At 70.0% G+C, this 23,911-nt stretch carries 23 protein-coding genes; 10 read left to right on the forward strand and 13 right to left on the reverse strand.

The features are described from left to right. The first annotated feature begins 7 nt into the window (after positions 1–7). The 5 genes from O3X23_RS23415 to O3X23_RS23435 all read left to right on the forward strand — a co-directional run bounded on the left by O3X23_RS23415 (position 8) and on the right by O3X23_RS23435 (position 4,177). Positions 8–607: a phage tail protein gene (locus O3X23_RS23415; protein ID WP_269273516.1), complete on the forward strand. Its 600-nt coding sequence runs from the start codon at positions 8–10 to the stop codon at positions 605–607. Beyond that, positions 604–1,953: an NADase-type glycan-binding domain-containing protein gene (locus O3X23_RS23420; protein ID WP_269273463.1), complete on the forward strand. Its 1,350-nt coding sequence runs from the start codon at positions 604–606 to the stop codon at positions 1,951–1,953. The genes O3X23_RS23415 and O3X23_RS23420 overlap by 4 nt, the downstream gene beginning before the upstream one ends. Positions 1,954–2,218: 265 nt before the next feature. Then, on the forward strand, positions 2,219–2,863 hold the full coding sequence (locus O3X23_RS23425) for an HD domain-containing protein (protein ID WP_443047945.1): 645 nt from the start codon (positions 2,219–2,221) through the stop codon (positions 2,861–2,863). Between the two features lie 23 nt (positions 2,864–2,886). Beyond that, positions 2,887–3,840: a GlxA family transcriptional regulator gene (locus O3X23_RS23430; protein WP_269273465.1), complete on the forward strand. Its 954-nt coding sequence runs from the start codon at positions 2,887–2,889 to the stop codon at positions 3,838–3,840. Positions 3,841–3,910: 70 nt separating this feature from the next. Further along, complete coding sequence (locus tag O3X23_RS23435) at positions 3,911–4,177, forward strand: ester cyclase (RefSeq protein WP_269273466.1); 267 nt, start codon at positions 3,911–3,913, stop codon at positions 4,175–4,177. 67 nt (positions 4,178–4,244) lie between these two features. Here the strand turns inward: O3X23_RS23435 and O3X23_RS23440 are convergent, their stop codons facing one another. Beyond that, positions 4,245–4,808 (reverse strand): TetR family transcriptional regulator, encoded by a 564-nt coding sequence (locus O3X23_RS23440; RefSeq protein WP_269273467.1) that lies wholly within the window; start codon positions 4,806–4,808, stop codon positions 4,245–4,247. Between the two features lie 167 nt (positions 4,809–4,975). Here O3X23_RS23440 and O3X23_RS23445 point away from each other — a divergent pair, with 167 nt between their 5' ends. The 3 genes from O3X23_RS23445 (at position 4,976) to O3X23_RS23455 (ending at position 6,837) form a co-directional block, all read left to right on the forward strand. Next, entirely contained in the window at positions 4,976–5,557 is a 582-nt protein-coding gene (locus O3X23_RS23445) for a TetR/AcrR family transcriptional regulator (protein ID WP_269273468.1), read from the forward strand. A 50-nt stretch (positions 5,558–5,607) separates the two neighbouring features. Further along, positions 5,608–6,279 carry an enoyl-CoA hydratase-related protein gene (locus O3X23_RS23450; protein ID WP_269273469.1) on the forward strand — a complete coding sequence of 224 codons (672 nt, stop codon included), beginning with the start codon at positions 5,608–5,610 and terminating at the stop codon, positions 6,277–6,279. Between the two features lie 114 nt (positions 6,280–6,393). Continuing rightward, positions 6,394–6,837 carry a PaaI family thioesterase gene (locus O3X23_RS23455; protein ID WP_269273470.1) on the forward strand — a complete coding sequence of 148 codons (444 nt, stop codon included), beginning with the start codon at positions 6,394–6,396 and terminating at the stop codon, positions 6,835–6,837. Between the two features lie 121 nt (positions 6,838–6,958). Here O3X23_RS23455 and O3X23_RS23460 read toward each other — a convergent pair whose 3' ends face one another. The 9 genes from O3X23_RS23460 to O3X23_RS23500 form a co-directional block, all read right to left on the reverse strand. Continuing rightward, entirely contained in the window at positions 6,959–7,231 is a 273-nt protein-coding gene (locus O3X23_RS23460) for a hypothetical protein (RefSeq protein WP_269273471.1), read from the reverse strand. A gap of 98 nt (positions 7,232–7,329) precedes the next feature. Further along, the gene (locus tag O3X23_RS23465) at positions 7,330–8,535 is read right to left on the reverse strand and encodes an NADH:flavin oxidoreductase (RefSeq protein WP_269273517.1); all 1,206 of its coding nucleotides are present in this window, start codon (positions 8,533–8,535) and stop codon (positions 7,330–7,332) included. A 417-nt stretch (positions 8,536–8,952) separates the two neighbouring features. Continuing rightward, positions 8,953–9,612: a DUF5825 family protein gene (locus O3X23_RS23470; RefSeq protein WP_269273472.1), complete on the reverse strand. Its 660-nt coding sequence runs from the start codon at positions 9,610–9,612 to the stop codon at positions 8,953–8,955. 53 nt (positions 9,613–9,665) lie between these two features. Beyond that, positions 9,666–11,567, reverse strand: a complete 1,902-nt coding sequence (locus O3X23_RS23475) for a RiPP maturation radical SAM C-methyltransferase (protein ID WP_269273473.1) — start codon at positions 11,565–11,567, stop codon at positions 9,666–9,668. 145 nt (positions 11,568–11,712) lie between these two features. Next, positions 11,713–11,841: a hypothetical protein gene (locus O3X23_RS23480; protein WP_269273521.1), complete on the reverse strand. Its 129-nt coding sequence runs from the start codon at positions 11,839–11,841 to the stop codon at positions 11,713–11,715. Beyond that, positions 11,838–13,667, reverse strand: a complete 1,830-nt coding sequence (locus O3X23_RS23485) for an alpha/beta hydrolase family protein (protein ID WP_269273474.1) — start codon at positions 13,665–13,667, stop codon at positions 11,838–11,840. The genes O3X23_RS23480 and O3X23_RS23485 overlap by 4 nt, the downstream gene beginning before the upstream one ends. Then, entirely contained in the window at positions 13,664–14,914 is a 1,251-nt protein-coding gene (locus O3X23_RS23490) for an MFS transporter (RefSeq protein WP_269273475.1), read from the reverse strand. The genes O3X23_RS23485 and O3X23_RS23490 overlap by 4 nt, the downstream gene beginning before the upstream one ends. A 576-nt stretch (positions 14,915–15,490) precedes the next feature. Then, positions 15,491–16,714, reverse strand: coding sequence for an alpha/beta hydrolase family protein (locus O3X23_RS23495; RefSeq protein WP_269273476.1), 1,224 nt, complete (start codon positions 16,712–16,714; stop codon positions 15,491–15,493). Between the two features lie 102 nt (positions 16,715–16,816). After that, complete coding sequence (locus O3X23_RS23500) at positions 16,817–17,209, reverse strand: nuclear transport factor 2 family protein (RefSeq protein ID WP_269273477.1); 393 nt, start codon at positions 17,207–17,209, stop codon at positions 16,817–16,819. A gap of 116 nt (positions 17,210–17,325) precedes the next feature. Here O3X23_RS23500 and O3X23_RS23505 point away from each other — a divergent pair, with 116 nt between their 5' ends. Continuing rightward, positions 17,326–17,781 (forward strand): MarR family winged helix-turn-helix transcriptional regulator, encoded by a 456-nt coding sequence (locus O3X23_RS23505; protein WP_269273478.1) that lies wholly within the window; start codon positions 17,326–17,328, stop codon positions 17,779–17,781. 118 nt (positions 17,782–17,899) lie between these two features. Here O3X23_RS23505 and O3X23_RS23510 read toward each other — a convergent pair whose 3' ends face one another. The 3 genes from O3X23_RS23510 to O3X23_RS23520 all read right to left on the reverse strand — a co-directional run bounded on the left by O3X23_RS23510 (position 17,900) and on the right by O3X23_RS23520 (position 21,869). Beyond that, the gene (locus O3X23_RS23510; RefSeq protein ID WP_269273479.1) at positions 17,900–18,823 is read right to left on the reverse strand and encodes an aldose 1-epimerase family protein; all 924 of its coding nucleotides are present in this window, start codon (positions 18,821–18,823) and stop codon (positions 17,900–17,902) included. A gap of 65 nt (positions 18,824–18,888) precedes the next feature. Further along, positions 18,889–20,235: a chloride channel protein gene (locus O3X23_RS23515; protein ID WP_269273480.1), complete on the reverse strand. Its 1,347-nt coding sequence runs from the start codon at positions 20,233–20,235 to the stop codon at positions 18,889–18,891. A 197-nt stretch (positions 20,236–20,432) separates the two neighbouring features. Then, positions 20,433–21,869, reverse strand: coding sequence for a DUF2252 domain-containing protein (locus tag O3X23_RS23520; protein WP_269273481.1), 1,437 nt, complete (start codon positions 21,867–21,869; stop codon positions 20,433–20,435). Positions 21,870–22,073: 204 nt separating this feature from the next. Here O3X23_RS23520 and O3X23_RS23525 point away from each other — a divergent pair, with 204 nt between their 5' ends. Continuing rightward, entirely contained in the window at positions 22,074–23,897 is a 1,824-nt protein-coding gene (locus O3X23_RS23525; protein WP_269273482.1) for a glycoside hydrolase family 15 protein, read from the forward strand. Positions 23,898–23,911 lie beyond the last annotated feature (14 nt).

The following is a 23,911-nucleotide window of genomic DNA, read 5'->3' on the forward strand; positions in this document are numbered from 1 at the left end:
GGGCGTGATGCTGCCGGCGGTGTTCGCCGAGGACGATCTCGCCCAGCGCTTCGTCGCGGGCATCGACGAGGCCCTCGCGCCGCTCCACAACGTGCTCGACTGTCTGGACGCCTACTTCACACCCTCCATCGCGCCCGCCGACTTCACCCGCTGGCTCGGCAGTTGGGTGGGCGCGGAGACCGAAGGACCGGACATGGCCGGAGGCACCGGAGAACCCCTGGAACGGGACCTGACGGAAGCCCCCCTGACCGCACCGGCCACCGGCCACCCGCAGGACACGGCGACGACGGTCGCGCTGCGCGCCGCGGTGACCTCCGCCGTACGGCTGCACCGCATCCGTGGCACCCGGCGGGGACTGTCCGAGGCGGTACGGCTCGCCTTCGGCGTGGAGCCGGAGATCAGCGAGAGCGGCGCGGCCGCCTGGGACGCCAAACCCCTGGGCCCGGTCCCCGGCGACAGCCGCCCGCATCTGCGCGTCACGGTACGGCTGCTGGAACACGACCCCGCCGCCGAGCACCGCCTGGAGCGCCTCGTAGCGGCAACTTGCCCCGCCCATATGCCTTATACGGTCCAGGTGACCGCCGCAGAAAGGACTTCCGACAGGTGACCAGCCAGCAGGCCTCCCCGTCCACGCCATCGTCTTCAACGGCCGGTGGCGACACGGGGGACACGACACGTCACTGTGCCGAATGCGGCACGCGGCCGACCCCGGGGCAGTCCTTCTGCGACGGCTGCGGCGCGGTACTGAGCTGGACCCCGGACAGCGGGGAGCGGGGAGCGGGTACGGCGAGCCGGCAGCGTGGCGCGGATCCTTCGGCCGCCGCGGACTCGGACGGGGGTACGTCGGCGGATGCGGATACCGACGACGCGGATTCTGATGCCGCTCCTGGAGCCCGGAGCACAGACCCGGTGCGCGAACCCGTACGCGGAACCGCAGGCGCCAGCGCGCCGACGGTGGCGCCCGAAGAGGAGGACGCCACCCTGCCCGCGATCCCGGCGACCCCCGCCTCCCCGGCGGCCGCGACCCCGAACTCGGACTCGGACGCAGACGCAGACGCGAGTGCGCGGGCCAGGGCGCTGCTCGTACCGGTCGCCGACCAGCGCGCCGCCGCACCGGCACCGGAAGTCGCGCCGGTCCTCCCCGGCGTGCCCGCCGCGGCCCGCCCCCGGGTCCAGGCCCCCAGGGGCGAACCGGCCGAGGACGCCGGTCCCCCGTGCCCCTGGTGCGAGGTCGGCAACCGCCCCGACCGGCACTTCTGCCGGCGTTGCGGCATGTCCCTCGCGGAGCGCCCCGGTGTCCCGGAAGCTCGGCGGCCCTGGTGGCGCCGGATGTGGAACTTCGGCAACCGCCCGGCGCCGTGGGCGGGCGAGCGCCCGAGGCTGCGCCGGGGCATCGGCCGCATCTTCACCTGGATCGTGTACGGCCTCGCACTCGGGCTGGTGATCTACGCCGCGCTCAACGTGGGTACGGCGTGGAACGCCACCCGCGACCACTTCGCGAAGCGGGTCCAGGTCACCCCGGACACCGCCGCGGCCTCCCGTACCTTCGCCGGCCACCCGCCGAAGCTGCTCTTCGACAAAATCAACAACAGTTGGTGGGGTCCCGGCGTCTCGCAGTCCGCCGACGGCGAGTGGATCGAGGCGCGCTTCCAGGAACCCACCCGTCTGCTGGACATCCTCATCACGTCCGGCATCTCCACCAAGGCCTCCGACCTCTCCCAGGCCGCGCTGCCGCACCGCATGGACGCCATCATCACCACGGCCGACGGGAAGAAGACCACGCGCCACGTCAACCTCGACCAGGTGAGCGGCCCCCAGCAGCGCAAATTCCGGGCGCAGAACGTCGTCAGCGTACGGTTCGTCATCCGCTCGGCATACAACGCGGGTGTCGACAAGCAGGTCTCGATCGCGGAGATCGAGTTCTTCACCCGCGCCATGACCAGCACCACATAGACCCCGGCCGACCTCTGCTTCTGGGGGCGGGGGCCTGCGGTGGGTCGGGGTCGGCCTCGTAGGCGGCGAGCATCGCGGCAGTGACGTCGAGGGCCGACCGGCGCGGGACCTGTCGCCGCTCCTCGCCCGCCCGCCCAGAGGCGCCTCCGAGGGATGTCCATATCTGTGGGCTATGTGGCCTCTCGGCCATGGCGCGACCCCGGCATGGTTCGGAGACTGGAGGGGTGGCCGGAAGCGCCGGCAGATGAAGAGGCAGGTGGTAGCCGTGACGAACGACCTTTCCGCGACAGGTGTACGGGTTCCCGACTCCCAACTGGCGCGTGAGGCGACTCAGCTCGTCCGGGACACGACGAACGATCTGATCTACGACCACTCGCGGCGGGTGTACTTCTTCGGCAGCCTTCAAGGCCGCAACCGGGATCTCAGCTTTGATCCGGAATTGCTCTACATCGCGGCGATGTTCCACGACCTCGGGTTGGGTGAGCCGTTCCACGGCAGTGGGCGCCGTTTCGAGGTGGACGGAGCTGACGAGGCCCGTCGCTTCCTACAGGCACGAAGCGTCCCCGAGGACAGCATTCGCCGTGTGTGGACCGCTGTCGCCCTGCACACCACTCCGGGCATCCCGCAGTTCATGGAGCCGGAGGTCGCTCTGGTGACCGCGGGCGTGGAGACAGACGTGCTGGGCATCGGCTACCACGAGATCTCAGAAGCGGAGCGTTCCGCGGTGGTGGCACTGCATCCCCGCCCCGACTTCAAGCGCCGCATTCTGGATGCCTTCACCGAGGGCGTACGGCCCAAGCCGGAGACCACCTTCGGCAACGTCAAGGCCGACGTCCTCGCCCACTACGTGCCCGGCTTCGAGCGTGGTGACTTCGTTCGCACCATCCTGGACTCCCCGTGGCCCGAGTAATGCCGGGTTCGACGGATCGCGTGGTGGCCGTCATCGCCTTCGAGGGCGTGCAGTTGCTGGACGTGACGGGTCCCGCGGAGGTGTTCGGGACCGCCAACCGCTTCGGTGCCCGTTACGACGTCCGGACGGTCTCCCCGAGCGGCGCGGACGTCCGGACCTCCTCAGGGGTACGGATCGGGGTGGACGGCGCCGCCGGAGATCTCCCGCCACGGCTGAACACGGTCGTCGTGGCCGGCCGAAGCGACTGGCGGCAGGCAGTCACCGACGACGACATCGTCGACTGCGTTGCCGAGGTGGTGCGCCGCTCGGACCGGGTGACCTCGGTGTGCGCCGGCGCCTTCCTGCTGGCGCACGTCGGCGTGCTGGACGGGCGACGAGCGGCCACACACTGGCGACTGGCCGACGCACTGGCGGCCGCCTATCCGCTGGTCAGCGTCGAAACGGACCCGCTCTTCGTCACGGACGGGCACGTGACGACGTCTGCCGGCATCACCGCCGGCATCGACCTGGCGCTGTCGTTGGTCGAGGACGACCACGGCCCTGACCTGGCGCGCGAGGTAGCGCGCGAACTCGTCGTCTTCATGGCCCGCCCTGCGGGGCAGTCTCAGTTCAGCGTGCGCCTGACTCCGAAAGAGGCCAGGCACCCCCAGTTGCGACGCGCCATGGACACCGTCGTGGCGGACCCCGCAGCCCCGCACAGCCTGGACACGCTCGCCCGGGCCGTCGGAGTCAGCCCCCGCCACCTGTCCCGCCTGTTTCGCGGAGAGACCGGAATGTCGCCGGGGCAGTACCTCGAATCGGCGAGGCTGGAGGCCGCCCGAATCCTCCTCGAAACGGGCGACGAACCCGTCGACGCTGTGGCGAGCCGGTCCGGTTTCGGTTCCGCGGAGACCATGCGCCGCGCCTTCCACCAGACGCTGGGAGTAGCTCCCACGACGTACCGGGCCCGTTTTCGCTCCACCAAACCGGACCGCTGAAGTTCGTCGTACGGGACATGACTGCGTCCCCATGGCTGGTAACCGGAGCTCAGCGGGCATTGGACCCGCCGTGACGGAGAAGAACCTCCTTGACGCGTTCACCGCCCTGCGCGTCGAGGTGCTGGACCAGATCGCCGAGGGAACCAAAGTGGCGACCCGTTGGCAGCTGACCGCGACCCAGACCTCCGAGTTCTTCGGCGTCCCGTCGCAGGGCCGGACCGCCACCCTGCCCTTCGCCATGGGGCAGTGCACCGACCGCTACCTCCGCACTCCCGACGGTTGGAAGATCGCATCGCGGGCCTGCGGGCCCTTCTTCCTGCGCGGCAACCCCGCCTGATCCCACCGGTGGGTGCTGCGAGCACCGCGAGGGTCGCGCAGGGCGCGGCCATTACCGGGTTGCGGGTTCAGCCGAGCGGTTCGCGGGCGATCGCGGTCGCGGCGCGCACCACCGACGCCCGGTGGCGCTCCAACCGCTCCGCGGTCTCCGCTCCCCCGGGGGTGCGAATGGGCACTGCGGTCGTGTTCCAGACCTGCGCCAGCGCGAGGATCAGCATCATCACGTCGGTAGCCACTTCGAGCTGGGCGCCGTGCGCCGTCGCCAGTTCCTGGGCCTTCCCGACGTGCGTGTCGACCATCACAGGGGACGGTTCCGGGCGCTCCAGGGCACGCCACTGTGCGAGCCGGAGGATGCCGGGGTGGGCGACGAAGTAGTCGAACAACGAGCCGACGTAGCCGGGGAGGTCGTCGATCTCGAACGGCACCAGGTCGGCGAGCGCTTGGAGCCGGGAGTTCAGCACCGCGTCGAAAAACGCGTCCTTCGGCCCGAAGTACGCGTAGATGCCCTGCTTGTTCGACTCCGCTGCATCCGCGATCCGGTTGACCCTGGCGCCTGCCAGGCCGCGCTCTACGAACTCGTCGTATGCGGCGTCCAGCAAGCGTGCCCGGGTCGCCGCTGAGTCATAGGCCATGCACCTGTTAAACCATCCGGATGGTTTGAAGCCGCCGGACCGAATCCTCTTGCATGTTCTATGCCATACACCATATGTTACTGATTAGTAGACGGCTATCGCGGCCGCCTCGTCGACGAGAAAGTGGTAGGTGGGTGAGCCCGCGCAGGAGTGACAGCCGTGACCGCATGATCCTCAGTACTGCCGCTCTCCTGCGTGAGTACGGGGCAAGCGCGACCAGCATCGACCAGGTTCTCGCCCACAGCGGGGCCCCGCGCGGGTCGGTCTACCACCACTTCCCCGGCGGCCGGACGCAGCTCATCGACGAGGCGGTGGCACTGGCGGGGGACTTCATCGCGGGGCTGCTCGACGCCGCCATGCAGGCAGATGATCCGGTGAGGGCCATCGACGCGTTCTTCGTGCTGTGGCGCGACCAGCTCGTGGAGAGCAACTTCCGGGCCGGCTGCCCGATCGTGGCGGTGGCCGTCGAGACCAACGACGAAGCACCCCAGCTGGCCCGCTCCGCCGCTGCCGTCTTCGCCCGCTGGCAGGACGCCCTCGCGGCCCTCTTCCTGCGGCACGGCCTGACCGAGGCACGCAGCCGAAGGCTCGGCGTCTTCATCATCGCGGCGGTCGAAGGAGCGGTGATCATGTCCCGCGCCGAACGGAGCACCGCCCCGATCGAGGCCGCCGCTGCCGAGATCCATGACCTGCTCCTGTATGCCCTGGTCGGTCGCCCTGGGGCCACCGACCCATGGCCCCGGCCATAGTCCCCGGCCTCAGGACAACCGCTTCACCTACGCAGCTCGAAGGAGTCGCCATGCCCTCGCTCGACCGTCAGGACAACGTCTTCGTCCTCGATCTCGGAGACGGAGAGAACCGCTTCCACCCCGACTGGCTCACCGCCGTGAGCGCCGCGCTCGACGAGGTGGAGAAGGCGGAAGGTCCCCGCGCCCTGGTCACCGCCGCCACCGGAAAGTTCTACTCCAACGGCCTCGACCTGGACTGGCTGTTCGCGCACGCCGACCAGCACCAGGACTACGTCGTCTCCGTCCATGAGCTGTTCGCACGGATGCTGTCGCTGCCGGTCATCACCGTGGCCGCGCTGCAGGGACACACCTTCGCCGCCGGCGCGATGCTCTCCCTCGCCCATGACTTCCGCGTGATGCGCGCCGACCGCGGCTACTGGTGCCTGCCCGAAGCGGACATCAACATCCCCTTCTCCCCCGGCATGGCCGCCCTCATCCAGTCCCGGCTGGCGCCGCAGACCGCCCACGAGGCCATGGTCACCGCCCGCCGCTACGGCGGCGCCGACGCAGCAGCCGTCGGCATCGTCGACCGGGCGGTCGGCGAAGACGCCGTGCGCTCCACCGCCATCAAGATCGCCCAGGCACAGGTGAACAAGGCCGGCGACACCCTCGGCACCATCAAGGCCCGCATGTACGCCCCGGTCCTGACCACCCTGCGCGACACCACCAACCCCCTCGGCTGACCACCACCCCACCGGCCCGAGCCCCGGGCCTTCCGCCCGGGGCTCGGGCTGCCCCGGTTGCCCAACGGCGGCGGCCCCGTCGCAGCAGCAGAGCAGCACCCAAGGAGAACAGCCGTGACCACCACTGACTACACCGCCATGACCGGCCTGGAACTGATGCGCTGGGTGCAGACCGAACGCCCCACCGACATACCGTCCATCGGCCGCCTGCTCGGCATGCGCTTCGATGAGGTCGAGCACGGCCGCATCGTCATCTCCCTCGACACGCGACCCGACTTCGCCAACCCCCTCGGCACCGTCCACGGCGGCATCGCCGCCACGCTTCTCGACTCCGTCATGGGCTGCGCCGTCCACACCACCCTCCCGGCAGGCACCGGGTACACCACGCTCGAAATCAAGGTCAACTACATCCGTGCCGCCCGCACCGACGGACAGACACTCACCGCCGAAGGCACCGTCATCCACACCGGCCGCCGCACCGCGACCGCCGAAGGCAAGGTGCTGGACGACCAAGGCAAACTGATCGCTCACGCCACCACCACCTGCATGATCTTTTAGAGGAAGTGGCCTGCGTCCTTGATCGTCGGCGCCACCCCGAGTCTCTGTCCGACCGATCTGTGAGCGGCTTTCCCGACCGGGGCGGACTGACACTCGCACTCGTGACCCATGCCGCATCTCGTCACGAATCAGCCACACCCCGGACATCCAGGCGCCCCGTGCGGGACACTCGCCCCTCAAGAACCAGAAAGGCACCCTCGAAGGCCGGGAAGGTCATGCCGAACTCCGTGGGCAAGTCGCTGAATACCGCGATCAGTGCTCTCGACCCGTCCACGTCGATCACCCCGGCAGACGCGACGGGCTCCCGAGTCATCATCGTCCAATCGAACTGGCAGGTGTGCACGCAGATCCCGCTGCCCGGGACGGCGCTGACGGGCCAGCCGGTGAAGTTCACCGCAGTAAAGTTCGGGGAGCCCTGTCCCTGACCGGCCCGCGCGGTCTTGGTCGGTCTTTCGCGGCGGCCGTCGGCGGCCGTCGGTGGGCGCGGCTTGGCTACGGGGTGTCGATCAGCGGGCAGTGGGTTCCGGTGTAGATCGTGGGCATGCAGCGGTTGCAGTGGATGCACAGTGAGCGGGTGGCTGGGTCGCGGCCTATGCGCCGTGGCAGGTCGGGTTCGCGCAGCAGGGCGCGGGCCATGGCGACGAACTCGAAGCCCTCGGTCATGGCCCGGTCCATCCCTTCGCGGTCGGTGACGCCGCCCAGGAGGATCAGCGGCAGCGTGAGCGCCTCGCGGAACCTCCGTGCGTGTTCGAGGAGATACAGCGGCTCGTAAGGGTAGACGCGCAGGAACGACCGGCCGAGCGTGCGCAGGCCGAACCGCTGCGGCAGGGGGAACTGGGCCGCGAATTCCCTGAGCGGAGCCTCCCCGCGGAAGAGGTACATGGGATTGAGGAGCGAACTGCCGGCGGTGAGAGTGAGTGCGTCCACCGAGCCGTCCTCCTGAAGCCAGCGCGCCACCTGGAGGCTTTCGTCGGGGGACAGCCCGCCGCGCACTCCGTCGGTCATGTTGAGCTTCGCGGTGATCGCGATCCGGTCCCCGACCTGCTCCCGCACGGCACGGGCGAGGTGGAGGGCGAGGCGCGCTCGATGGGGCAGGGAGCCGCCGTAATCGTCCGTGCGGCGGTTGAGCCGAGGGCTGAGAAAGGCGCTGGCCAGGTAGTTGTGGCCCAGGTGCAGCTCCACGGCGTCGGCCTGGGCGTCCACGGCCAGCTGAGCGGCCGACGCGTGGGCCCGGATCACCCGGTCCAGGTCCTCGGGGGTGGCGGCACGGTCGCGGCGCAGGCTGACCGGGTTGAACCCGCCCATCGGGGAGAGGGCTGGGAGCTGGTTCGAGCGAGCGTTGGCCACGGGTCCTGCGTGCCCGAGCTGGAGGGCGACAGCGGCGCCCGTCTCGTGGATGGCGGCGGTGAGTCGCCGCAGCCCGGGCAGCACCGCGGGGCGCATCCACAACTGTGCGCTCTGGGTCCGGCCTTCAGGGGCGACCGCGCAGTAGGCCACGGTGGTCATCGCCACGCCTCCGGCGGCGGGACGGCGGTGGTATTCGATCAGCGCATCCGTCACCAGGGCGTCGGGGGTGACGCCTTCGAACGTGGCCGCCTTGATGATCCGGTTACGCAGCCGCAGGGGGCCCAGTTGGGCCGGGCGGAGCACGTCCGGGACCGTACCGGAAGAGTCCGGAGGCGGGGTGGCGGCGGTCATGCGGAGAGCATCCCAGATACCTGACGAACTGTCAGTAGTTGGCGTGATGCGCGAGCTGGACCGGGCCCACCGGGCCTCGGCCAGGAGGGCGGAGATGTCACCGTGCGTCAGACCCTGAGCGGACAACGACAGGACCATCTCGTCGACGCCAGTCAGCCGCCGCTGCCGGTTCCTGACGATCTGCGGCCGTCGCCACACCCCCGACCACGACCATGGTCAGCCCTGAGAGCGCCACCCGCATCCAGCGCGTCCGTCAGCTCCACCGACCACCGCCGACCGCGCGTCGCACAGAGTCATTCAGAGCGCACGGCGTCACCGCCCGCGATCATCGGGATTCCGGTGCCCGCCCGGGGACGGTGCCGGGTGGAGCCCGTGCTCCCGGCCGGCCCGAGGTGCCGACAGGGCTCCGCCGCCGGCTCAGATCACCAGGGGTGCCTCCGACCAGCGGCGGACCCGGTACGGGGCCCACCACAGGTGGTCGCCGAAGCGCAGCACGAGCGTCTCGCCCATGAGGTCGTCCAGGATCGGCCCCGGGATCGCGTCGGCGGGGGCCCCGTCGGTCAGGGTCTCGATGGCCTGGTGGTACTCCGGTTCGTCGATCGTGAAGCGGTGCAGCTCGCCGTAGCGTCGGTCGCGCACCTGCACGAAGCCGGGGCCGTACCGGAAGACGCACTTGCAGATGTAGTACGCGTTGCGCCACTCCAGCGCCGTCGCGGCCGGGTCGGCGGTACCGAGGACGGCGGTCGGCGGGTGGAGATGACCGTAGTGGCGCCAGGCGTCGGGATCCGGGCCGGTGTGGAGCTGCCAGCCGACCGAGATGGCCAGACTGGACAGATCGCCCACGAAGCTGAGGGCCCGCACCGACCAGGCCGCGTCGGCGGGGTCCGTCACGTCGATCGGGCGGGGAAGGGTGACGTGCCGGGCCCCGGCGGCGAAGAGCCGGCGTGCCGCCTCGCCGCCGGACATGTCGATCTCGTAGGTGCCCAGCGACATGCCGGGAAGCGCGCCCACCTCCGGTTCGTAGTCCCGTGCGGCGGTCACGGTGAAGGGCGCGGTGCCCGTGAGTGCTGGAGTCATCGTCGTCTCTCCGTGGGGCAGTCGTCGGCAGTCGTCGGCAGTCTCGGCGGTGGTCAGACGGTCGCCGCGGCGAGTTCGGCTTCGCGGGCGGAGGTGTGCCGCATGAAGTCGATACGAAGGAACTCCTCGTTGCGGGCGGGCGGCGCGATCTGCACGAACTGCCCGCTGTCCTCGAAGACCACCCCGAGCTCCCGCCACCGCGCCAGCACCTGCCGCAGAGCCTCCTCCCCCACCTGGTGGGCGTCGTGCAGTTTGCGGGCGGCGGCCTTCACCGCGTGCGGCTGGTCGAGCAGCCTGAACAGGGCCAGTTCGAGCGGGTCCGTCAGTTCCAGGTAGGTCCAGTCGAAGGATCGGCGCTTGCTGACCAGCACGATCCGGTCCTCCAGATCGCAGTGGGTGAGACGGCTGCCGGAGTAGTTCCGCTTCCACTGCGCGATGCCCTGGTCGAGGCGGCGGACGACGTCCTCGCCGATCCCGCGCGGCGGAACGTCGAAGACGTACGCCAGGTCGAACATCTCGTCATCGGGGAGGTCGTAGGTGAGCCGGTACGGTTCGGCGGGCCGCAGTTCGGAGAAACCGAGCTCGGGCTTGTTGAAGTACGGGCTGAAGCGCTCGATCGCGATCCGGGAGGACGGGCCGACCGGCGGGTTGAGGTGCTCCAGCGCGGCGAGCTGCGCCACCACGTCGTCGTAGTCCTCGGCGTCCTCTCCGGGGAATCCGTGCAGGTAGTTCCAGGCGACCGAGAGGCCGACGGTGGCGGCGTCGCGGAGCATCCGCACGTTCTGGCCGCCGGTCACGCCCTTGTCCATCAGCGTCAGCACCCGGCTGTTGAGGCTCTCGATGCCCGGCTGGACGAAGATCAGGCCCGCGTCGGCGAGGGTCTGGAGCTGCCCCTGCCGCATGTTGGACTTGATCTCGATGTGCATGCGCAGGTCGAACCCGCTGTCGATGATGCGCGGCAGCACGGTCTTCACGTAGCCCATGTCCAGGATGTTGTCGACGACGTACATGTCCAGGACCCGGTGCTTGCGGGCCAGTTCGATGATCTCGTCGTAGAACACGTCCGGACTCTTGCTGCGGAACTGCATGAACGAACCGTTCAGCCCGCAGAAAGTGCAGTGGTGCTTCTCGCCCCACCAGCAGCCCCGCGCACCCTCGACCACCAGCTTCGGCTCGACCCAGTTCCGCGCGTGGGAGGAGGCGAGGCGCTCGAAGTACCCGGAGTAGTCCGGCGGCAGGATCGAGGCGGGCGGCAGCGGCGTGGTGCTCATGGCGTTGACCACGGATGAATCGTCCTCACCACGCCAGCACAGCCCCGGCACGTCCGCAAGCGGCTCGCCGGCGTCCAGCGCGTTGAGGAGCGCGGGGAACGACACCTCGCCCTCACCGCGCAGGACGTAGTCGATGAAGGGGAAGTTGCGGTGGACGGCCTCGCCCTGCTTGCCGTCGCAGTTGGCGCCCCCCATGGCCGTCGCGATGTGCGGTGCGAGGCGCTTGACGTATTTGGCGGCCGCCAGTGCGGCGGTGTTCTGCTGGAACGTCGACGTGAAACCGACGACGTCGGGGGCCAGTTCCACGATGCGTTCGGCGATGCCTCGGACGAAATCGGGCGCGGTCGCGTGCAGCGCCTTCGTCATCTCCATCCGGTGCCCGCGTACCCGACTGCTCATCGCCTTGGTGAACTCGGGAACCCGCCACTGGGGGTCGTCGTAGAGGGCGGAGGAGAACACCCAGTCGCCGCACCCCAGGAAATAGGACCCCAGCGCGTAGTAGGAGTAGTCCTCCAGGGTGAACTCGGTGGTCCTGGTGATCCAGTCCACGTATTCGATATTGGCATGGAGAATGTCCGCCGTTCCGTTCGGAACGCGCTCGTCGACACTGCGCTTGAGAATTCCGAGAGCCAGCGACGGGAGATCGATCGGGGCCCAGGGCATGTTCACCAGGAGTACGCGCATGGCTGGCCTCTTCTCATGTGATGCGTGCACGGAGTCAGGCGTCGGTCAGGCACCGGTCCCGGCCGGTCGCGCGGTCAGCTTGGTGCCGGGGATCGGCGGGGTTGGGGCCGGTCGCGCTGTGGAGGGCGCGGCCGGCCCCCTTGCGCTACTTGTCCTCGTCCTCCATCTCCTCCGCGGAGCGGAGGTAGACGACGACGCCGACGCCGGGCTTGCGGCTCTCCTCGTCGCCATCGAGCGGGTCGCCGTGGATGATGTCCTTCTGCATGATGTTCACCTCCTCTCCTGGTGTGGGGGCGGCTCGGCCCGCACGGGTGCCGAGGGCAGCCCGCGACCGAGAAATCTGAGGGACCGCTTGATCACGGCCAGGTGGTCCGCGCCGTCGTAGCCGTCGTGGCCGGAGTCCAGCCACATCAGCTCGTGGGCCACCCCGCCCGCGCGCAGCACGTCCAGGTACGCCTCGATCTGTTCCGGCGGGCACTTGACGTCCCGCCGCGCGGCCACGACCAGAAGTGGGGAGCGGATGGCGGCCGCGTAGGAGGACGGGGAGGCGTGGGCGTAGGCGTCAGGCACCTCGTCCGGCGTGCCGCCGAACAGCGCGGTGTCCAGCGCCTGGAGGGCGGGCGTGGAGTGCCGGAAGGCCGTGACGCAGTCGGCGAGTGGCTTGACGGCCACCCCGACGTCCCACAGTTCCGGCCTGGTCCCCATGGCCAGCAGCGTCAGGTACCCGCCCCACGAGGTGCCGCACAGGCCCACGGAGCCCTCCCGGCCGATGCCCCGTTCGAGCAGCTCGGCGCGCGCCCGCACCAGGTCGGCGACCTGGGTGTGCCCGACGCCCTCCGAGTAGGCGGAGCGCCAGCGCGGCCCGTAGCCCGTCGAGCCACGGTAGTTGACGCGGGCGACGGCGTAACCCGAGCCGACCAGAGCCTGCACCATGGGGTCGTAGGCGTCGCGGTCGTGGTCGGCCGGGCCGCCGTGGACGAGCAGGATCAGCGGATACGGCGCGGGGCGGTCCGCGGGCGTCGTGACGAGGGTATGCACCGGACCGTCGGGTCCGGGAGTCCACAGGTTCTGGCGGTGGCCGAACCGGGGAAGGCGCCACTGGCTCTGGCCGGGCAGTTGCGCACCCGACAGGGACATCGCGCGCGGCACGCTCACCGCGTCGGTCCAGATGACGTGCACATCCCCGTCAGCGGCCGGGAACGCGTCCAGGATGCTGCCCTCCGGGCTCGGTAATCGCACCAGCTCGCCGCGGTCCAGGTCGGCGGTGAACAGCCGGCTGCGCCCGTGCCGGTCCTGCCGCACCAGAACCCGCGTGCCGCCCGGTCCGGGATACCAGCGAGCCGCGATCTCGGTGTCGAACGAGCACCAGGGCAGCAGTTCCAGGCCGCGCCCGGGGGCCCAGGTGCCGAGGTGGTAGCGGCCTTCCCGTTCGCGCATGACCAGCAGCAGGGGCCGGCCGGGCGCCGGTGCGGGGTTGAGCGGGAGGCCCGTTGCAGGCGCGAAGCCGAGGGCCCAGGTGCGTTCCTGGGTGCCGGAGAGCACGGCGACGGTCGCCCCGTCCGGGGTCAGCAGCGTCACGGCGCGGGCGGAGTGCGCCGGGCCGGACACCGCCAGCAGCCCCCCGCCCGGCGCCAGGTCGCACAGCGTGCCGGAGTCCGTCGTCCGCAGGACCGGGGTGCCGGTACCGCCGCGCCTCCCCAGATGGACGCTGAGCCCTTCGGAGGTGCGGATGCCGACGGCCACCGCTCCCCCGGCCGCCAACGCCAGTCCGGCGGGCCGCCCGTGCGGCACTCCGGTCAGCGCCGGGCGGTCCGGACCGCCGTCGAAGTGCTGGGTCCGCCAGCAGCCGCTGCCACCGCGGTCCTCGTCGAACCACCAGACGGCCTCGTCCTCGTCGATGGCGCACAGCAGCGTGCCGTGCGGGCGGTCCGTCAACTGCCGTCCGGCGCCGGTGGAGCGGTCCCAGGTGAAGATCTCGCACCGGCCGTCGGCGTCCCCGGTGTACACCATCCGGTCCGGGTGCCGGGGACTGGTCACCGGCAGGACCGGCCGGTAGACGCCGTAGGTGCGCGCGGCCGTCTTCGCCGCGGCCGGCGTCACGGCGTTCCTCCCACCACGAGCCGGGCCCTGAACGTCGCGTACAGCGCCAGCCCGGCGAAAGCGCCCGCGCAGCCCAGCGCCACCGAGCGACCGCCGTACGCGGTCACGAGGACCCCCGCCGCCACCGGCGCGAGCACGGCGACACCCTGGCCGGCGGTGCCCAGGACGGTTCCCATCCGGGCCAGCAGCCGGTCGGGAGTGACCAGCACCGCCTGGGTCTGCAGGACGACCACCACGGACGGCACGATCAACGACACGCCGCTCAGGAGCAGCCCGTACGCCCAGGTCCGGGACGCGAACGCGAGTCCGGCCGCCGTCGGCACCATGGCCCACGACGCGCTCGTCACGATCCGCCCGGCCGGAACCCGCCGCACCAGCCACGGCGCGGCGAATGCGCCCAGCAGTCCGCCGACACCGGCCAGCGTGAGGATGAGCCCGATCGAGGAGGGGCTGGCGCCCCGGGCATGGGAGGCGAACACGGCGTGGAAGTACAGCGCGCCGAGCAGCGCGTTGATCCCGGCGGTCCACACCACCACGAAGCGCAGGAAGGGTTCGGCCCACACGAAGCGCAGTCCCTCGGCGAGGTCACGGGTGAACGACGCGGCCGGCCCCTCCCGCACGGGCGTCAGGTCGGCGCGGATCGCCTTGCTCAATACCGCGACCAGCAGGAAGGACACCGCGTCCGCGAGCAGCGGCACCCAGCGCGCCAGCTGGTACAGCACACCGCCCAGCGTCGGCCCGACGATCTGCACGGCCTGGTCCCGCGCCTGCAGGTATCCGATCGCCCGCGTGTACTCCCCGGGCGGCACCAGCCGCCGGATCGTCCCGGAGGCGGCTGCCCCGTAGGTGGCACTGGCCGCTTGTTCGATCACGGCCGCGACGAGGACGTGAGCGAGGACGACATGCCCGAGGGCCACGGCCACGAACACCGATCCCATGGCGCCCGCCGCGACGACTGCCGCCGTGTACATCATCGGCTTGCGCGGCCACCGATCGGCGAACACGCCCGCCACCGGCGAGACCACCAGCCCGCTGACCAGGGAAACCGACGCGACGAGTCCGGCAAGACCGGCCGGATATCCGGCACCCAACAGAATCAGCGGGAGGAAAAGGGAGGATGCGCAGGTGCCGAGGCCGTCGACGGCACCCGCTGTCCAGAAGAGAAAGAAGTCCCGCCTACGGAACGGGGACGCGCTGTCGGGTAAGAGGGGGTCCGGAGGTTTCACCTTCTCTTCGGAGGTATCCATCAAGAAGGACGCCCGGAGGGAATTGCCGACACGAACGCACCCACAATGCCCCCTGCAATATTCGGACTTACGGCTGTCGAGGATCGTGAGCGTATCGAACAGTGACGCCTATCACAACACTGTGTTCGAATGCGATTCTCGATCATGAAGTCCGGAGTTCCGGGATGCCGGCCAATTGATCTCTGTGCCCACACCGGGGAACAACGCGCTGACCTGCACCGGCGCGCAAGGACACCAACGTCTCAATGACATGGTCCGGGCGCGGCGTTGAATGCACAGATCAGCCCAGTTTATCCCTTTAATTCCTTCCCATTGACGTCCTTCCCTTCCGTGGAGACGCCGTCCCCTGGATCGGCTCGGGCGTCGTCTTGATATGGCCGAATCCGGCCGGGTGCTTTCCCGCCCATGACGTGACGTCCTCGGCGCGGGGAACTGCCGTCAACTCGTCAGCATGCCGTGCGGAGCCCGCGTGAGCACGGACTCCGTCCTATTGAGCGAACCTTGAGTTGCCGCCGAGGAAAGCATGTGCGCTTACACGCCGCGTCATGACGAATGGCTTATTCCGGCGCCAGTCCGTCACCTGCGGCCAGTCGTGAGGGTGTCGTCGAGCCAGTCGTAGATGCGGGCGAGGGAAAGGCGCATCGCGCCGGGGTGGCAGTGCGCTCCGGCGCCTTCCTCGGCGGTGAACACCATGAGCGTTCTGGGGCAGGTCAGGTGGTCGTAGAGCTGCTCGGGCTGGCCTTTGAAGAACTCGTCCTCGGCCGCGTCGCAGACCAGGGTGGGACACCGGATCTGTTCGGCGATGCCGTTGTGGAGGGTGTAGTCGAGGTAGGAGGCGCTGAAGGCCCGGGGGGTGTCCACGCCCATGACGTACATGCCGTGGTTGATCGCCCAGCGGGCGGTTGCGTCCTGGGCCATGATCTGCTCGAAGCCGGCGTCGAGTTCGGGGGCGGATTCCGCGCGCAGCAGCCGTTCGGCGGCGTCGCGGTCACCGGGGATGTTGCGGACGGAAATCTGGCCGAGGTCGTAGACGCCGTCGACGGCTATCAGTGCGGCCAGGCGGTGTTCGAAGGCCGCCGCCCTGGGGGCGAGCACGCCGCCCATGCTGGAGCCGAACAACGCGATACGGCTGTTGTCGACCTCGGGGAGGGTTTCGGCGAAGTCGACGACGGGGGCGATGACGCTCTCCCAGTCGGGGCGGAAGACCATCCCCTGGTGGTGGCGCGGGCCGGGCTGTCCGGGGCCGTCGAAGGTCAGCACGGTGTATCCGCGCTCCACGGCCGCCAGTGCCCCGCTGAAGTGGAGTTCCTCGGCGGTGCCGTCGAAGCCGCTGTGCATGATCAGGGTCGGCCGGGGGGTGCCGGTGGTGTCGGCCCGGTAGAGGTACCCGGGCAGCGTGGTGCCCTCGTAGGGGATGCGGACCGGTTCGATGTGCGGGGTGTAGAGCGCGGCGGCTGCCCGGAAGCAGGCGATGCTGCGGTCGTAGGCGTGGTCGTGGCGTGGGTCGCAGGGGTTGCCGTGCAGGAAGAACTCGGACGACCGGTAGTAGTTCGAGGCCCGCAGGAACCCGTCCCGGGCGCTGACCGGGTGACCGGCGTCCAGAGCCTTCTGCGCCTCGTCGGCCACCCGGTCGGCCGTGGCGATCCATTCCTGGTGCCAGCTGTCGTAGTCACCCTCGACGATGCGCTCGCTCGTGGAGACGACCTCGCCGAAATCGGCGCCGCCGTAGGCGATGTGGCTCATCGAGCGCAGGGTCTCGTACCAGAACTGGGTGTTGTTCGGGAACAGCAGTTGCTTCATGGCAGTCTCCTCGGAGGTGTGGGATCGAGCGGGGCCGGACAGGCGCGGCGGCGTTGCGGTCGGCCTTGGAGCCTTCCGACGCCGGGGGTCGGCGCGAGGGGTTCAGCGGGCACTGCCGAGGCCGCGGTCGGCCTCGGAGCCTTCGAGCAGCAAGGTGGTCTCCTCGATCCGGCGGAAGCGGCCGTCGGGCGCGAACTCGCCGAACACGTAGACCTCCATGCGGACCGTGGAGCCGTCCGTCTTGACGACCTCCATGGTGTGGCGGTCGGCGTACCGGTCGCCGTCCGCGAGTTCGTCGTGGACGGCGACCGAGCCGCCGGCCACGACCGTGCGCAGGTGGGCGATATGGGCGAGGAACTCGGTGCGATCCACCCAGCTGCCGTCGGTGCGCTGGCGGTAGTCGGGGGCGAAGTGCCGCTCGGCGGCCTCGTCCAGGTCCAGGCCCGGGGTGAGGAGCAGGTCGGTGAGGGCGGCGCGGATGTCGGTGCGGTTCATGGGATCTCCCCCGGTGTGGTGATGACTGCCCGCACAGCGAGCACCAGATATGCGTGCCTAAAGCACGCTTATGACTGTACAGGGAAAGCGTGCTTCGCGCACGCTAATCTGGAGGAGTGACCAACACGACCGGCGACGACATCGCCCGCACCCTCGGGATGCTCCTGCTGCGCAGCACCCGCACCCGCCTCCACGCCCACCTCACCGAGGGCCTGGAGGAGGCGGTTGACGACCTCACCTACCCGGTCCTCAGCGGCCTGGCCCGCACCGGCCCGCGCAGCGCCGCCGACCTCGGCCGCGAGGTCGGACTGGACCGCACCACCGTCAGCCGGCGCGCCGACCGCCTGGAGCGGTCCGGCCTCCTCGCGCGCCACCCGGACCCGGACGACAGCCGCGCCACCCTGCTCACCCTCACCGACGACGGCCACGCCATCGTGGCCGTCACCCGGCAGCGACTCGCGGACGCCATCGAGGACTCGCTCGCCACCTGGCCGCAGGGCGACGCCGCAACCTTCGCCCGCCTTCTGCGCCGCTTCGTCGACCAGGGACCCTTCGCCGCCGACCACGACTGACCGTCACGGGCCCGGCGGGCGTGGGCGCGGTTCGCGGTGGCAGCTCAGGCTGACGCCGGGTCGGCGGTGCAGGCGCCGGTACCCAGCCCGCCGCGTATCGGACTTCCTCGACGTGGCGTCAGTCCCGCTGACGCCACGCCTGCAGGCCCCATCGGAACGTGTGCAGGGCGCCTGGTTCGAGCTCCACCAGACCGTTGCGGCTTCGGAACGCGTTCGGCGGGCAGGACATCGGCTCGACCGCGATGCCCCGGCGCCGCCGCTCAGGCAGGGTGTCGCCGGTATACACCTGCACGTATTCGGTGCCCTCGCCGAGCCACAGGTCGGTGCCGTGCGAACCCGAAGGGTGCGCGAGACGTACGACGGCCCGGCCGGAGGAATCCCATTCCAGTTCGGCGAAGGCCGTATCCAGTCGCTGCCCGCCGACTGCCTTGGCCGTGCGGAAGTCGAACGGCGTACCGGTGACATCCTCGGCCGCGAGGGGCATGCCGGCATCGTCGAGCGGGAGCCATCTCCGGGCCGGGACAAGGAGCACCGCGTCGTCCACCACCTCGGTGCCCACGGTCAGGTAGGGGTGCTGGCCGACGCCGTAGGGTGCTGTGTCCGCACCGAGGTTGCGGGCGACCACGGTCACCGTCAGTCCCTCCGCCCCGAGCACGTACCCCACTCGGACGTCGAGGTGGAACGGGTAGCCGGGCTGCGGCCACAGGGTGGCGCCCAGAAGTGCCCGGTGCTCCTCGCGTTCGATCACCTGCCAGGACGTCCAGCGCAGCAGCCCGTGAATGGCGTTCCCCTTCTCCGGCTCGGTCAGCGGGAGTTGGAGATCCTGGTCCTTCCAGCGATACCGGCCCGCGCCGATGCGGTTCGGCCAGGGCACGAGGAGCTGACCACGGCCTCCGGTGATGTGCTCCTCGGCCGAGGAGCCGTCCAGCACCGGGTGGCCGTCGACCGAGTAGTCGCGCAGCGCACCGCCCAGTTCCACGACGACAGCGGTCTGCTCACCGTGGCGCAGGAGGATCTGCTGCCCGCTCGGGCTCTCGGACACGTAAGGCCTCCGGTTCGGAGTCGGGTTCCGGCGTCCGCGCCGCGGTCGCCGGAAGGGGTTCTGGGCTACGGGTGGGCGCTGGATGCGTCCGCCGGATCGTCGGCGGGCACCGGGGCGAGTCTGAGCGAGATGACGTACGACACGACGACCGCGACGATGACCAGCGGCATCACGGTCAGGCCCTCCCTTCCCAGCAGCAGAGTGGCCAGCAGTACCGAGGTCATCGGGAGTTTCAGCATGGCCACGCACATCGCGCCGACACCCATCGCGAACCCCGATGTCACGTCCAGGCCCGGCAGATGGGCGAGGGCGAGCCCGCCCGTCGCGCCCACGAACATCGCGGGGAAGATGGGGCCGCCCCGGAAGCTGCTCAGGGAGACGCTGTACGCGAGCGCCTTGCAGAGCACGAGGACCAGGAGGGTGCCCGCCGAGTACCCGGCGCTCGCCGCGAGCAGGGGGTTCAGCGCGCTCTGCCCGGAGTACAGCAGCCCGGATGCCGCCTTGCCCGTCCCCTCGGCGTAGACCAGCGCGATGACGCCGACCACCGTGCCCGCCAGCACGGTGGCCACCACTCGCCGCGGCTCGACCCGTGCTTGCAGGAACAGCGCGAGCCGGTGGATCCCCGTGGCGACGACGGCCGCCGCCACCCCGACCACGATGGCCCAGCCGAACCCGGCGATGTCCGGCCGGTGGGCGTGCGGCACCTGCTGCAGGGCCAGCGAGTACGTGCCCAGGCCCGTCCACGAGCCCAGGCCCGTGAAGATGAGCGAACCGACTCCGGCCGCGAGCAGTCCCGGAACCAGCACCATGCCGAGCATCGCCCCACCGAGGCCGGACGCCTCCATCAGGAGGAATGCTCCGATCAGCGGGGACCCCAGCAGCGTGCTGATGGCGGCAAAGCTCCCGGCGGCCCCGACCACTTCGGTCGCCTCCGGCGGGAAGTCCTTCCTGACGAGGCGGACCGCGCCGACGGCCACCCCGCTGCCCAGCGCGATCAGCGGCGCCTCGGGGCCGAGGACGACGCCGAGAACCAGCGAGGCGATGCTTGCCAGCGCGATGCCGGGCAGATGGATGACCGGGACCGGCCCTCCGGCCACGAGCCCTTCGGCCGGCTTGTGGCCGCCGCCGCCCGGCAGGTAGCGGATGGTCAGGCCGACCAGGAGCCCCGCCAGGGTGAGGAGCGGCACCGGCCACCAGGACGGCGTCCCGTGGAAGCCCAGCGCTTTGGGCAGGTCCGTGTAGGTCAGCGACTGGAGTCCGGAGACCAGGGCGAGGTAGCCGAACGCCGCCGCCGAGATCGGAACGCCGAGCACCGCGGCCACCACCAGAAGGACGGGGTACCCACGCCCCCGGACCAGCGCGAAAGGGTCCTTGGGGGCCGCCCCTGGCTGTCCGACACCGTCGGCCGACATGATCACCGTCTCTCAGCGCTGGCACCCGGGCACACGAGGTCTCCAGCCCGTGATATCACGGGGCGACGGTGCTCCCGGGTGTGCCGGTGCCGACCGGGCGACGGTGGTCGGGCTCTCATTCCGATGGCCCAGCATTCCGCCATGGCGCTCCGCGGACGGCGCGTGTCCGCTCCCCCGCCACAGCCGCGCCATCGCGCTCAGGAAGAGTCTGTTTCCGTCTCCGCTGCGGTGATCCGGCCGTCTCTGACCGCGTCCACCAGCGCCTGGTGGTCCTGCTCGTTCTGATCGGCGTACTTCTCGGCGAACGTCGTCAGCGCACGGTCGAACGATTCGCCGCGCCCCAGGTATCCGGCGATGGCGATCCGGTCGCCGGACCTCGCGTGGGCGCGGGCCAAGGTGGTGCCACAGACTTCACCGAACGCCCTCATGCCCCGCGGCACCATCAGTTCCGGCTGGGCGATGCCCTTCCAGTCACGGAGCTGACGGATGTAGAAGTCGCGTCGGCGCCCGTCGATCCCGTCCACCCGCTCCCAGCCGAGGAAGATGTCACTCGCGGCTTGCATCAACCGCTGCCCGGCGACCACCCGCTCGCCCTGGTTCTCGTACTCACTCGCGCCCACGAACGGGGCGAGCACCGAGGTGTCGGCCTCCTTGGCCTGGAGGAACAGCGGGTCATCGCCGTCCCGGCCGCGCAGCAGGAAGATCCAGCAGCGGGTGCCGACGCTGCCGACGCCGACCACCTTGCGGGCCACATCCACCAGGCGGAAGCCCGCGAGCAGCGAGCGCCGATCCGACGCGAGGCTTCGGCCGTAGCGCCCGATCAGTTCATGGAACTGCTCCACCAGGGAACTGCGTTCGGCGTCGGGGAGCAGGTCGGTGAGCGGCACGATGAGAGGAGGATCGGCGGCGATCCGGGTCTGTCCGTCCACCAGCTCGGTGAGTTTCCCGAAGGCCTGCAGGCTGTCCTTGGTCCTGGCCTTCGCCAGGGCCCGGGCCACGCCCTTACGGCCGCGCTTCGCCAACTGCTCGGCCGCCACTTCCTGCAGACGGTCCGCGTCGATCCTCGCGTACCACACGTCGAGATGGCCCATACTCGCGAACCTGGTCATCGACTCGCGGTAGGACCGTACGGTCGCCCGCACGATGTCGGCGCGCTCGGCGTCCGTGAAGCCGTTGGCCCGACCGGCGATGACGAGGCTGGCAGCCAGTCGTTTGACGTCCCACTCCCAGGGGCCGGGCAGCGTCTCGTCGAAGTCGTTGATGTCGAACAGCAGGCTGCGTTCCGGGGAAGCGAGCAGGCGGAAGTTCAACAGGTGTGCGTCTCCGCACAGTTGGGCTCTGATTCCCGAGTTCGGAGTGGTGGCGAGATCGGCAGCCATGATCGCGGCAGCACCGCGGTAGAAACGGAAGGGTGACTCGGTCATCCGGCCGTAGCGGATCGGCAGGAGCTCGGGCACTCGGGTTGCCGACTGACCCTCGAGGATGCCCAGCGGATCGGGTCGCGTCGCCGGCGGTGTGAACTCGGCATGACTCGAACGGGGCACATCACGACGGGCCGCCTTGCCGCGGGCCGCTCGTTCCGCGGGCGTGGCCTGAGGTCCGGGCCGTATCGTCGCGTCGGGCTGTTCGGTCATCGAATACCTCCCGTGTGCACTCATCTCCGATCATCGCGGATATCTCCGACATCGGCGCGATCGGAGATGACTCACGCAGCACGATCCCTGGGCACTTACGGGACATCGGAGCAGGTGGGACACGGTGACGGTGCCCCCAGAGGCGCGTATGTGGGGCGTGACGGATAGTGGACCGGGTAGTGATATGTCGGAGATTGGATTCTCATGGACCGCTACCCCCCCATAGCCGATCACGGTCTGGTGGGCGATCTGCAGACCGCCGCACTGGTCTCCTCGCGGGGAGTCGTCGACTGGTTCGCCGCCCCCCGGTTCGACTCGCCCAGCATCTTCGCCGCGCTGCTCGACCACGACCGCGGCGGATACTTCCGAATGACGTCCAGCAATCCGGAAGCCTCGTGCAAGCAGCTGTACTACCCCGACACCGCCGTCCTGGTGACCCGCTTCATGTCCCCGGACGGCGTCGGCGAGGTGATCGACTGGATGCCGCCGAACCGCAGCCGCACCCCGAGTGACCGCCACACCCTGGTCCGGGCCGTTCGCACGGTACGGGGTACGGTCCGGTTCGACATGGAGTGCCGGCCACGGTTCGACTATGCCCGGGCCACCCATGAGCTCGACCTCGGGTCCGCGACCGCCGCCACCTTCCGGGCACCGGGTGTCACCGCGTACCTCCAGAGCAGCTTCCCGCTGGAGCGGGACGGCGACGACGTGCGCGGCTCGATCACCCTGAAGGTCGGCCAGCAGGCCGTGGCCGTGTTCACCGTCTGCGACGCCGACGGGCAGCTCCCGCCGACGCCCACCGTCGATGGTGTCACCCAACAGCTCTGGGAAGTCGCAGAGTTCTGGCAGAAGTGGGTGCAGGGGTCCAACTATCGCGGCCGCTGGCCCAACATGGTCAACCGCTCCGCGATCACCCTCAAGCTGCTCACCTACGCCCCCACCGGAGCCCCGGTCGCCGCCGCCACCATGGGCCTGCCAGAACAGGTCGGCGGCGAACGCAACTGGGACTACCGCTACACCTGGGTCCGTGACGGCTCACTCTCCATTCGTGCCCTGCTCGACCTCGGTTTCGTCGAGGAGGCCACGGACTTCACCCGCTGGCTCGGCGACCGGCTGCGGGACTCGGCGGGAAAGGACGGCGAGCGCCTTCAGATCATGTACCGGGTCGATGGGACGCCGCTGTTGACCGAGGAGACCCTCGACCACCTTGAGGGGTACATGGGGTCGGCCCCGGTCCGGCTGGGCAACGCGGCCTCCGACCAGTTGCAGCTGGACATCTACGGCGAGGCGCTCTACGGCCTGTCGGAGGGACGTGAGGTCGCCGTTCAGTCCGGCTATCGAGGGTGGAAGATCCTGTCCGAGACCCTGAACTGGTTGGCGGACTCGTGGGACCGGCCCGATGAGGGCATCTGGGAGACTCGCGGCGGGCGCCAGGACTTCACCTACAGCCGGGTGATGTGCTGGGCGGCGTTCGACCGCGGTCTGAAGCTCGCCACTGAGTTCAGCCGGCCTGCCGACACCCAGCGCTGGACGAAGGCCCGCGACGCCATCCTGGAACAGGTCATGGAGCGCGGCTGGAGCGAGAAGGAGCAGGCCTACGTCCAGCACTACGGCGGGGAAGCGGTCCTGGATGCCTCGCTGCTGCTGATGCCCCGAGTCGGTTTCGTCGCGCCCAAGGACCCGTCCTGGCTCTCCACCCTGGACGCCATGGACCGCACGCTGGTCTCCGACAGCCTGGTCTACCGGTACGACCCTGCCGCCTCTCCCGACGGTCTGCGCGGCTCCGAGGGCACCTTCAGCCTCTGTACGTTCCTCTACGTGGACGCGCTGGCCCGGGCGGGACGTCTCGGCCCCGCTCGGTACACGTTCGAGAAGATGCACACCTACGCCAACCACGTCGGCCTCTTCGCCGAGGAGGTCGGGCCGAGCGGCGAGCAGCTGGGCAACTTCCCGCAGGCGTTCACCCATCTCTCGCTCATCACGGCGGCCTGCACCCTGGACGATGCCCTCGACCGGCAGCGCGACTGAGACGACGCGAGGAG

Source organism: Streptomyces sp. H39-S7, assembly GCF_027158205.1.
Lineage (GTDB): Bacteria > Actinomycetota > Actinomycetes > Streptomycetales > Streptomycetaceae > Actinacidiphila.

Bases quoted from the DNA above. Each gene is read 5' to 3' on its own strand.
- O3X23_RS23415 (WP_269273516.1), top strand. From the start codon at position 8: ATGCTGCCGGCGGTGTTCGCCGAGGACGATCTCGCCCAGCGCTTCGTC.
- O3X23_RS23440 (WP_269273467.1), bottom strand. From the start codon at position 4,808: ATGGCCTATGACTCAGCGGCGACCCGGGCACGCTTGCTGGACGCCGCA.
- O3X23_RS23445 (WP_269273468.1), top strand. From the start codon at position 4,976: ATGATCCTCAGTACTGCCGCTCTCCTGCGTGAGTACGGGGCAAGCGCG.
- O3X23_RS23450 (WP_269273469.1), top strand. From the start codon at position 5,608: ATGCCCTCGCTCGACCGTCAGGACAACGTCTTCGTCCTCGATCTCGGA.
- O3X23_RS23465 (WP_269273517.1), bottom strand. From the start codon at position 8,535: ATGACCGCCGCCACCCCGCCTCCGGACTCTTCCGGTACGGTCCCGGAC.
- O3X23_RS23470 (WP_269273472.1), bottom strand. From the start codon at position 9,612: ATGACTCCAGCACTCACGGGCACCGCGCCCTTCACCGTGACCGCCGCA.
- O3X23_RS23475 (WP_269273473.1), bottom strand. From the start codon at position 11,567: ATGCGCGTACTCCTGGTGAACATGCCCTGGGCCCCGATCGATCTCCCG.
- O3X23_RS23490 (WP_269273475.1), bottom strand. From the start codon at position 14,914: ATGGATACCTCCGAAGAGAAGGTGAAACCTCCGGACCCCCTCTTACCC.
- O3X23_RS23495 (WP_269273476.1), bottom strand. From the start codon at position 16,714: ATGAAGCAACTGCTGTTCCCGAACAACACCCAGTTCTGGTACGAGACC.
- O3X23_RS23500 (WP_269273477.1), bottom strand. From the start codon at position 17,209: ATGAACCGCACCGACATCCGCGCCGCCCTCACCGACCTGCTCCTCACC.
- O3X23_RS23515 (WP_269273480.1), bottom strand. From the start codon at position 20,235: ATGTCGGCCGACGGTGTCGGACAGCCAGGGGCGGCCCCCAAGGACCCT.
- O3X23_RS23520 (WP_269273481.1), bottom strand. From the start codon at position 21,869: ATGACCGAACAGCCCGACGCGACGATACGGCCCGGACCTCAGGCCACG.
- O3X23_RS23525 (WP_269273482.1), top strand. From the start codon at position 22,074: ATGGACCGCTACCCCCCCATAGCCGATCACGGTCTGGTGGGCGATCTG.